This is a genomic window from Amycolatopsis sp. NPDC004368 (assembly GCF_053602515.1).
Genome location: NZ_JBSGDT010000035.1, coordinates 70,870 through 79,845 on the forward strand (window position 1 = coordinate 70,870; position 8,976 = coordinate 79,845).

The 8,976-nt window shown below is 69.0% G+C and carries 11 protein-coding genes; 8 read left to right on the forward strand and 3 right to left on the reverse strand.

Features of this window, described 5'->3' with window-relative positions; translation table 11 throughout:
• Positions 1-30 precede the first annotated feature (30 nt).
• Genes ACWEOE_RS34210 through ACWEOE_RS34230 form a run of 5 tightly spaced genes read left to right on the forward strand, consistent with a single transcriptional unit; the run spans position 31 to position 5,370 of the window.
• Positions 31-1,377 (forward strand): hypothetical protein, encoded by a 1,347-nt coding sequence (locus ACWEOE_RS34210; protein WP_452016593.1) that lies wholly within the window; start codon positions 31-33, stop codon positions 1,375-1,377.
• Positions 1,374-2,327: a glycosyltransferase family 2 protein gene (locus ACWEOE_RS34215; RefSeq protein WP_452016569.1), complete on the forward strand. Its 954-nt coding sequence runs from the start codon at positions 1,374-1,376 to the stop codon at positions 2,325-2,327. Before ACWEOE_RS34210 ends, ACWEOE_RS34215 begins: the two co-directional genes overlap by 4 nt.
• Positions 2,324-3,508, forward strand: a complete 1,185-nt coding sequence (locus ACWEOE_RS34220; protein ID WP_452016571.1) for a polysaccharide pyruvyl transferase family protein — start codon at positions 2,324-2,326, stop codon at positions 3,506-3,508. Before ACWEOE_RS34215 ends, ACWEOE_RS34220 begins: the two co-directional genes overlap by 4 nt.
• Positions 3,505-4,047: a dTDP-4-dehydrorhamnose 3,5-epimerase gene (gene rfbC, locus ACWEOE_RS34225; RefSeq protein ID WP_452016573.1), complete on the forward strand. Its 543-nt coding sequence runs from the start codon at positions 3,505-3,507 to the stop codon at positions 4,045-4,047. The genes ACWEOE_RS34220 and rfbC overlap by 4 nt, the downstream gene beginning before the upstream one ends.
• A 12-nt stretch (positions 4,048-4,059) precedes the next feature.
• Positions 4,060-5,370 (forward strand): glutamate-1-semialdehyde 2,1-aminomutase, encoded by a 1,311-nt coding sequence (locus ACWEOE_RS34230; RefSeq protein WP_452016575.1) that lies wholly within the window; start codon positions 4,060-4,062, stop codon positions 5,368-5,370.
• Between the two features lie 212 nt (positions 5,371-5,582).
• Here ACWEOE_RS34230 and ACWEOE_RS34235 read toward each other — a convergent pair whose 3' ends face one another.
• Both ACWEOE_RS34235 and ACWEOE_RS34240 read right to left on the reverse strand, forming a co-directional pair.
• Positions 5,583-5,780: a DUF397 domain-containing protein gene (locus ACWEOE_RS34235; RefSeq protein WP_452016577.1), complete on the reverse strand. Its 198-nt coding sequence runs from the start codon at positions 5,778-5,780 to the stop codon at positions 5,583-5,585.
• 8 nt (positions 5,781-5,788) lie between these two features.
• Complete coding sequence (locus tag ACWEOE_RS34240; protein WP_452016579.1) at positions 5,789-6,616, reverse strand: helix-turn-helix domain-containing protein; 828 nt, start codon at positions 6,614-6,616, stop codon at positions 5,789-5,791.
• Between the two features lie 358 nt (positions 6,617-6,974).
• Here ACWEOE_RS34240 and ACWEOE_RS34245 point away from each other — a divergent pair, with 358 nt between their 5' ends.
• Genes ACWEOE_RS34245 through ACWEOE_RS34255 form a run of 3 tightly spaced genes read left to right on the forward strand, consistent with a single transcriptional unit; the run spans position 6,975 to position 7,846 of the window.
• Positions 6,975-7,253 (forward strand): DUF397 domain-containing protein, encoded by a 279-nt coding sequence (locus tag ACWEOE_RS34245; protein ID WP_452016581.1) that lies wholly within the window; start codon positions 6,975-6,977, stop codon positions 7,251-7,253.
• Positions 7,254-7,255: 2 nt separating this feature from the next.
• A complete protein-coding gene (locus ACWEOE_RS34250; protein ID WP_452016583.1) occupies positions 7,256-7,447 on the forward strand; it encodes a DUF397 domain-containing protein in 192 nt (63 codons plus the stop codon).
• A gap of 15 nt (positions 7,448-7,462) precedes the next feature.
• A complete protein-coding gene (locus ACWEOE_RS34255) occupies positions 7,463-7,846 on the forward strand; it encodes a hypothetical protein (RefSeq protein ID WP_452016585.1) in 384 nt (127 codons plus the stop codon).
• 212 nt (positions 7,847-8,058) lie between these two features.
• Here ACWEOE_RS34255 and ACWEOE_RS34260 read toward each other — a convergent pair whose 3' ends face one another.
• Complete coding sequence (locus tag ACWEOE_RS34260) at positions 8,059-8,760, reverse strand: SAM-dependent methyltransferase (protein ID WP_452016587.1); 702 nt, start codon at positions 8,758-8,760, stop codon at positions 8,059-8,061.
• Between the last annotated feature and the right edge of the window lie 216 nt (positions 8,761-8,976).

Sequence of the window (8,976 nt, forward strand, 5' to 3'; positions counted from 1 at the left end):
GCGATCCTGCGCTCACGAGCGGTCCGCGCCATGGCGGGGCGCCTGTCGTGGGGCCTGGGCGACCAGGCCGTGTCGAGCCTCACCAACTTCGTGGTGGGGCTCTACGTCGCGCGCTCGCTCGGCGCCACGGCGTTCGGCCTGTTCAGCATCGCGTGGGTCACCTACGGCGTGATCCTCAACGTCTCGCGCGGCCTGGCCACCGACCCGCTGATGGTGCGGTTCTCGGGTGTCGCCAGGGCGCGCTGGCGCGAGGCGCTCGGCCAGGCCGTGGGCACGGCGCTGCTGGTGGGCGTCGCGAGCGGGCTGGTGAGTGTCGCGTTCGGACTGGTCGTGGGCGGGTCGCTGGGCGGCGCCTTCGTGGCGCTCGGGATCGTGCTGCCGTTCCTGCTGGTGCAGGACGCGTGGCGGTTCGGCTTCTTCGCCGCGGGCACCGGACAGAAGGCGTTCGTGAACGACGGCATCCAGGCCGTCGCGCTGTTCCCCGCGCTGGTGATCGGCGCGCGCTACGGCACGGTGGTCGCGTTCCTGCTGGCCTGGGGCTGTTCGGCCGGGGTCGCGGCGGCGTTCGGCTGGGTGCAGACCAATGTGCTGCCGCGACTGGGTGCGGTGCGCTCGTGGCTGCGGGACCACCGTGAGCTGGGCGTGCGCTACCTCGTGGAGAACGTGAGCAACAGCGGGTCTTCGCAGCTGCGTGCATACGGACTGGGCGCGATCGCCGGCCTCGCTGCCGTGGGCACGGTGCGCGGTGCGGAGCAGCTGCTCGGGCCGTTCCTCGCGTTGCTGATGGGCCTTTCGCTGGTCACGGTGGCCGAGGGCGCGCGGGTGCTGCAGCGTTCGCCGCACCGGCTGTGGCACTTCTGCGTGGTGCTGGGTGGGGTGCAGGCCGCGGCCGCGCTGGCGTGGGGCCTCGGCTTGCTGCTGCTCATCCCGGCCGAGGCGGGCCGTTTCGTGCTCGGCTCGCTGTGGGACAGCTCGTCGCTGCTGATCCTTCCGGTCACGTTCGCGGTGGTCGGCGCGAGCTTCACGACCGGGGCCACCGCAGGCCTGCGCGCGCTGGGCACGGCGAAGCGCAGCCTGCGCTCGCAGCTGATCGCTTCGGTGTTCTACGTGGTGTTCGGCCTGATCGGGGCCGCGCTCGGCGGGGCGGCCGGGTCGGAGTGGGGTGTCGCGATCGCGACGATCACCGGGTCGGCCGTGTGGTGGTGGCAGCTGCGAATCGCGCTGAAGGACCACTTCGCCATCGCCGAGAACGTGCCCACCACGCCGGCCCCGCGCACGGCCGAGCAGTCCCTCGAGTTCCACCCGGTGTCGGGTTCTTTCAGCAAAGACGAGCTTCATTCGGCGGCAGACGGAAAAACAGAAATGAGAACGCGATGAGCGCGGTTCCCCGGCTGACCATCGGTCTGCCCGTGTACAACGGCGAGGAGTTCCTGGGCGAGGCGCTCGAGGCGTTGCTCGGCCAGACCTACGAGGACTTCGAGCTGGTCATCTCGGACAACGCCTCGGCCGACGGCACCGAGGAGATCTGCCGCCAGTACGCCGAGAAGGACGCACGCATCCGCTACGTGCGCCAGGCCCGCAACATCGGCGCGACGCCCAACCACAACGTGCTGCTGGACATGGCGCGCGGCGAGTTCTTCAAGTGGGCCTCGCACGACGACCTCTACGGGCGCGAGCTGCTGGCCAAGTGCATCGCGGTGCTCGACGAGCGGCCCGAGGTCATCGTGGCGCACTCGCACCAGGCGATCATCGACGAGAACGGCGCGGTGACCGTGCCGCTGGACTACGTGCACAAGACCGACGCGCCGCGGCCGTCGACGCGGTTCAAGAGCCTGCTGTTCGAACCCGGCGGCGACGACTTCTACGGCGTGATGCGCACCGAGGTGCTGCGCCGCGTCACGCCGATGGACAGCTACCACCACGCTGACCGCACGTACGTGGCCGAGCTGGCGCTCCATGGGCCGTTCCACCAGGTGCCCGAGCTGCTGTACTTCCGCCGCGACCACCCGGACCGCGCCGAGCGCGCGAACCCGAGCAAGCGCTCGCGGTGCGCGAACCTCGACCCGAAGCGCGGCAACCCGGTCACGAACCCGACGGCGCGCCTGCTGGCCGAGTACGTGTGGGGTTACGTGCACGGCATCCGCACGGCGCCGCTGTCTTCACGCGAGCGCCGCGCCTGCTACCTCGCCCTGGCCGAGTGGTTCACCGCCCGGGCGCGCCCGGGCGGCGGCGGCGAGCGCGTGGAGGACCGCGTGCCGGTGGCGGCCGACGAGCTGTCGCTGACCGTCGACCTCGTGGTGGCCGGACGCGAACGGCGGGTTTCGTGACCACACGCGTCGGTGTGTTCGGGTTGCTCGGCTCGGGCAACCTCGGCAACGACGGTTCGCTGGAAGCCGTGCTCGGGTTCCTGCGGGCCGAACACCCGGAAGCCGCGGTGACGGCCTTCTGCGGTGGACCGAACATCGTCAGCTCGCGCTACGGCATCCCGGCGACCCGGCTGAACTGGAACTCCGACGAGTACCGCACGGCCTCCGGGGTCCGCTCGATCGCCACGAAGGCGCTCGGGAAGATCGTGGACGTGGCGCGCACGGCTTGGTGGGTGCGCCGCCAGAACGTGGTGATCGTGCCGGGCATGGGGGTGCTGGAGGCGACGCTGCCGTTGCGGCCGTGGGGTTTCCCCTACGCGTTGTTCCTGCTCTCGCTGCTGGGGCGGCTGTTCGGCACCAAGGTCGCGCTGGTCAGCGTGGGTGCCGACCGGATCACCATGCCGGCCACGCGGTTCCTCGTGCGCCAGGCCGCGCAGCTCGCCGCCTACCGGTCGTACCGCGACGAGCTGTCGCGCTCGGCCATGGCGGCCATGGGTGTGCGGACGGCGGGTGACGGCGTGTACCCGGACCTGGCGTTCGCGCTGCCGACTCCGTCAGCCGACGAAGACCCCCGCGCCGTCGGCGTGGGGGTGATGGCCTACCGCGGCGGAAACGAAGACCGCTCGCGGGGTGAGGAGATCTACCGGTCCTATGTGGATTCTCTGACGCAGTTCGTGCGCTACCTGGTCGAGCGCGAACGACCCGTGCGGCTGTTCATCGGCGACCAGGCCGACCTCGCCGTGGTGGACGAGATCGTCGCCGCGGTGAGGTCGCCGCTCATCACGGCGACGCCGCCGGGCTCGCTCGGTGAGCTGATGACCGCGATGGCCGGCGTCGGCTCGGTCGTGGCCACGCGCTACCACAACGTGCTGTGCGCGTTGAAGGCCGGAAAACCGACCGTCGCGATCGGCTACGCGAAGAAGAACGACGTGCTGATGGCCGAAATGGGCCTCGGCGAGTTCTGCCAGGAAGCGCGGTCGGTCGACGTGACCCGGCTGATCGCGCAGTTCGAAGAGCTGGAAAGCCGGGCACCCGAGCTGAGAGCGCGGCTGGCCGAGCAGAACGAAGACAACAAACAACGGCTGAAATCCCAGTTCGCTCTGTTGTCAGCCACGCTCTTCCCCGTTTCGGAGGCCCGATGAAAGCCATTCCCGTGCCGGCCATCGCCGGCCTTTTCCTGTTCCAGCCCACGCCGCATCGCGACGATCGCGGGTTCTTCTCGCGCACGTTCGACGCGGACGTGGCGCGGTCTGTGGGCATCGACCCGGACGCATTCGTGCAGGACAGCGTGTCGCGGTCGGTGCGGGGGGTGGTGCGCGCGATGCACCTGCGCTCGGGCGCGGGCGAGGCGAAACTGGTGCGCTGCTCGTTCGGCGAGGTGTTCGACGTGGTCGTGGACCTGCGCCCGGATTCGCCGACTTTCCGGGCCGTGGAAACATTCCGGCTGTCCGGCGACACCCAGGTGAGCATTTACATCCCGGCGGGGTGCGCACACGGGTTTCAAGCACTTTCCGATATCGCTGATGTCTCATATCGCATCGATCGCGTGCACAATCCGGACGAAGACGTCAGTATCGCCTACAACGACCCCGAGCTCGCCATTCCGTGGCCGCTGCCGCCCACGCTGATGTCCGAACGCGACAAGACCGCGCCCTCGCTGGCTGAGGCGCTGAAGACCTAGAAGGTGACCACAATGGACCTGCCCCGTTCTCGAGCCGCGAACGAGCGGCTGCACCGGGTGATCCCCGGTGGCGCGCACACGTACGCCAAGGGTGAGGACCAGTACCCCGAGCACCTCGCACCCGTGATCTCCCACGGCCGCGGTGCGCACGTCTGGGACGTGGACGGCAACGAGTACATCGAGTACGGCTCGGGTCTGCGGTCGGTGAGCCTCGGGCACGCCCACCCGCGCGTGACCGAGGCCGTGCGCCGCGAGATCGAGCGTGGCAGCAACTTCGCGCGACCGTCCATTGTGGAGGCGGAGGCGGCCGAGCGGTTCCTGGCCACGGTGCCGACCGCGGACATGGTCAAGTTCACGAAAAACGGCTCCGACGCGACGACGGCGGCCGTGCGGCTCGCGCGGGCCGTCACGGGCCGTCCGCTGGTCGCCCTGTGCGCCGACCACGCGTTCTTCTCCACCGACGACTGGTTCATCGGCACCACGGCCATGGCGGCGGGCATCCCGGGCGAGATCTCCTCGCTCACGGTGCGCTTCCCGTACGGGGATCTCGCGGCGACCGAGGCCGTGCTGCAGCAGCACGAAGGCGAGATCGCCTGCCTGATCCTGGAGGCGGCGACGCAGCAGGACCCGGCCGACGGGTACCTCGCGGGCCTGCGCGACCTCGCCCACCGCCACGGCGCGCTGCTCGTGTTCGACGAGATGATCACCGGCTTCCGCTTCTCCGAGCACGGCGCGCAGGGCCTCTACGGCGTCACGCCGGACCTCTCCACGTTCGGCAAGGCGCTCGGCAACGGCTTCGCCGTGTCGGCCCTGGCCGGCAAGCGCGAGTTCATGGAGCTCGGCGGCCTGCGCGACCCCCGGGACCGGGTGTTCCTGCTCTCGACCACGCACGGCGCCGAGACGCACTCGCTGGCCGCGGCCATCGCCGTCATCGACACGTACGAGGCCGAAGACGTGACCGCCCACCTGCACTCGCTCGGCGCCCGGCTGGCCGCCGGCGTCCGCGAGGTGGCGCAGTCGCACGGTGTGGCCGACCACGTGGTGGTGCGCGGCCGCGACAGCAACCTGGTCTTCGGCACGCTCGACGGGTCCGGGGCGCCTTCGCAGGATTACCGCACGCTCTTCCTGCGCCAGCTCGTGACGGGCGGGGTGCTGGGGCCGTCGTTCGTGGTCAGCGCGGCCCTGACGGACGCCGACATCGACCGGACCGTCGAGATCGTGGCCGGGGCCTGTGTGGTGTACCGCAAGGCGCTCGACGCGGGCGACCCGTCGCCGTGGCTGGGCGGGCGGCCGGTGAAGCCGGTGTTCCGACAGAAGGCGTGAGCGGCTACTTCACTCTTGCTGCCCGGCGATCACCAGTTCACGCCGCCCAGGTGAGCCGGGCTCCTGGACCGCGAGAGCCGCACCGACCGCGCCTCAAGTCGCGCCGGCCTGGGGACCGGTCTCGCTTCAAGATGTCGATCTTCGAGTCGACCGAACAACGGGGCACCCAAGCCGCAGCCCAGATGCCCCGTCGGTGTCGCGTCCCCGCTGACTCAGTCGAACTCGCCAGTCCTGACCTCGGCGATGAACGCCAGCCAGCTGTCACAAGTGGCCGTCAGGTGCCCGGCCGGCCGGTCCTTGGTATCGCGGACGTACCTGCTTCCGTCGGGGGTGACCGCGACTTCCACACACTGCTGTGCGCCCCCGCTGAAGCTGCTCTTCCGCCACTGGAGCCCGGCTTTGCTCTCCATGGGTTCTCCTATCGATCTTGGCCCGAGATCACACGGTCCAACAGGCTCCGCGTCTCGTCCTCGGTCAAGGCGCTCTCCTCCGCCTTCTCGAACGCGAGGCTATAGGCGCCCGTGCTTTTGACGTAGTCGGCACCCGTCAGCGTCTCCACATAAGCGATGGTGGCGTTCGCCTTCTCGATCCACAACAGGGTAAACGGGCAGCTCAGAGCTGCCTGTGGGCCAGCCGTTACCGGAACGATTCGGATCGTCACATTCGGCAAGTCCGAGACCTTGCGAAGCCGCGCGAGCTGTTCCGGCCGCTCCGCCGGCCCGATGCGCCAGAGGGCTTCTTCGCCAAGCACGACCGACACTTGCGGAGCGTTGGGTCGGAACAGGCGGTCTCCGCGCTCTTGCCGCGCGGCAGCCATCGTCTCGATGTTCGTCGCCACGACCACCGGCGACCTCGACAACTCGGATTTCGCGTACGCCTTCACGTGAAGGAGGCCCGGGATCGTGGAGTACACCATCCTGATTTCCGATGCAGCCCGCTCCAGCGAAACATACTGCTTCGCCCAGTCGCTCACCCGCTCAGGCGCGGCGCGTCGACGAGCGTCCACACCAAGCTGAACGATCTGGGCCGCGTCCGGACCGGTGACGCCATACAGCGCCAGTAGCACGGCGAGCTCCTTTTCGGTGAGCCCCAGCGTGCCGTTCTCGATCTTCGACAGCTTTCCGCGATACCAGCCCAGCCGATCGTTGGCTTCGTCAAGCCCGTTCCCGCTTGCCTCCCGCCTCACCCGCAGGCGCTCACCAAGGATGAGCCGTTGGACGATCGGTCCGGGGTCTTCTTCGAGCATGGGCACATCTTGCCCCAGCGCCAGAGCAATCACACACCGTAAGTGTTTGAGTCTCACTTTCCACCCATTCGGACGGGTTGTTAGCGGTGACGCAAATTGAGACTCAGATGTAGGCTCAATCGCAGCCGACGGGGCCGGGGACGTTCTCCTCCGCACCGGCTCCGTCGGCGTACCAAGCTCAGAAGGAGGAGCGCCGTGGACTTGTCGGTGAAGGCGGTGCTGCTCGGCGGGGCTTTGACCGTCGGAATCACGATCGCCGGGTTCGTCATGTGCGTGGTGATGCAGGCGGTCTGCGACTGGTGGAAGTCCCTTGTCCGGAACGACGAAGACGAGCCGTGCTCGGAGTTGAGGGAGCGGTATGCAGACGATCAAGGAACAGAACGAGACGGCCGAGCTGATGCGGCAGACCGCAGAGTTGGCGCTGTCACCGCGCGAGGGGTGGACGACGTACGGGCCGCCCGGGCGGGCGCTGTACCGAGCCACCGTCGCCCATGACGGCCAGGAATTCACGATGCTTCGAGACGAGAGCAATCGTGTCCTGGTCTACACCAACCGCGAATGGGACGCGTTCGTGGACGGTGTCCGAAAAGGAGAGTTCGACGAGCTCGCGGGGCTCCGCTCCGCGGGATGGGAGTGACGATGGAATTCACGGGCTGGATGAAGGCCACCAGGACGCACCACGAGGAGAACGCGTGCGTGGAGGTCGGCAGCGCCGAAGCGTTCATCGGCATCCGCGACACGAAGCAGGCCGGCGTCCCGGAGGAGGGCCGGACCGTCCTGGTGGCCAACCGGAGCGCGTTCGCGGCGCTCGTCGAGGGCCTACGGGCCTAGGAAGGGGGCCGGGTCATGGCCCGGGTTGCTGCTCCGTACAAGACGGGCAACGCGTACGAGATCGTTGGCAAGCTACAGCTCGGCGAATGGATGATTTTCCCCCACGAGTGGGCCTACCACGGGCTCATCGACCCCGAGGCGTGGCGGCAGATCGTCCAGGCGGCTTGCGACGAGGACGGCGTGCCGGTGACCTTCGTCGTCCTCCCCAAGCAGGACCTCACGGTGCTGTTCAACCCGGCCATGACGCCGACCTTCGATGAGCTCCAGGCATCGATCGACGCGATGCTCCACTACCGGTGGAAGAACGAAGCCCTCCCGTCCGAGACTCGGGCGAAGACAGGCTCCGACACTCCGCTGGCGGATTTCCGGGCGCAGCTGGCGCGCCAGGGACGGCGCTGACACCGAAACACAGGCTGCTCTGCCCCGAAGAGACCAGGATTGCGGGATGCCACGCAGGCCACGACCTCGACGGTCCGGTCGATGTCCTGGCCGGACAGGGCCGCGCCGCCGGGTGCTGGAACGCCCCGATCGGCGAAAACCACGCCGCCTGCTGTAAATGGCCACTGCAGTCAATCACCACTGAGGCACTCGACGCGGGCGACCCGTCTCGGCTACTTCACCAGCACGAGGTAGGCGAAGCCGAGCACCCCGCGGTAGGTGGTCACGTACTCGCGTTCGCGGGTGTCGAGCCACTCGCGGGTCTCGGCGGCGCGCGGGTCATCGGGGTGGGCCAGCAGCCACTCGAGCCGGCCGGCGCGTGAGGTGGACTCGAAGTCGTCCCATTCGCGCTGGTCGGCGGTGCTCAGGTGCAGCACACGCCAGCCCGTTTCGCGGCACGTTTCGAGCAAGGCGGGCAGCGTGAGGATGTCGTCGCCGAGGATCTCCGTGGCGGTGGGGCCGGGGTCGGTGACCCAGAAGCCGTCGCCGTAGAGCAGGCGGTCGGTGACGCCGGCGAGCGCGGCCAGCGCTTCGCGGGTGCCGCCGAAGGCGTGGGACGCGCCGATGCAGATCGCGCGGTCGGTGTGGCCCCGCCAGGCCGCCGCGTCCTGCTCGACGAATTCGACGCGGGCACCACGTTCGCGCGCGGCTTCGCGGCCGCGGTCGAGGGCCACCTCGTCAGTGTCCACGGCGATGCCGCGGGCGGACGTGCCGTCGACCGCGCGGATCAGCAGCTCACCCCAGCCGGCGCCGAGGTCGGCGACGGTGCCGCTCCCGACGTCGAGCCGCTCGATCAGCAGGGCGGCGTGGGTCTCGTCGAGCGGGGCGTTCCAGCGCATCGCGCAGCGGCGGGAGAGGGTGAAGGAGTCGGGCACGGGCCACAGCCTCGCTGCCGCGGCAGGATGCTGTCACGTGGTTTACGCGCGAAAAAGTGATCGACATCTCGCGGTGAACCTTAGGTGAACCACCGACGCTTCAGGCAGCGTGTCTGATTCATGAGCAACCCGTTGATCGCGCAGACGCAGGACTCGACGAAGGCCTATTCGGGCATCTCGCTGCTGGAGTCGGCGAACGACCTGTCCACGGCCATC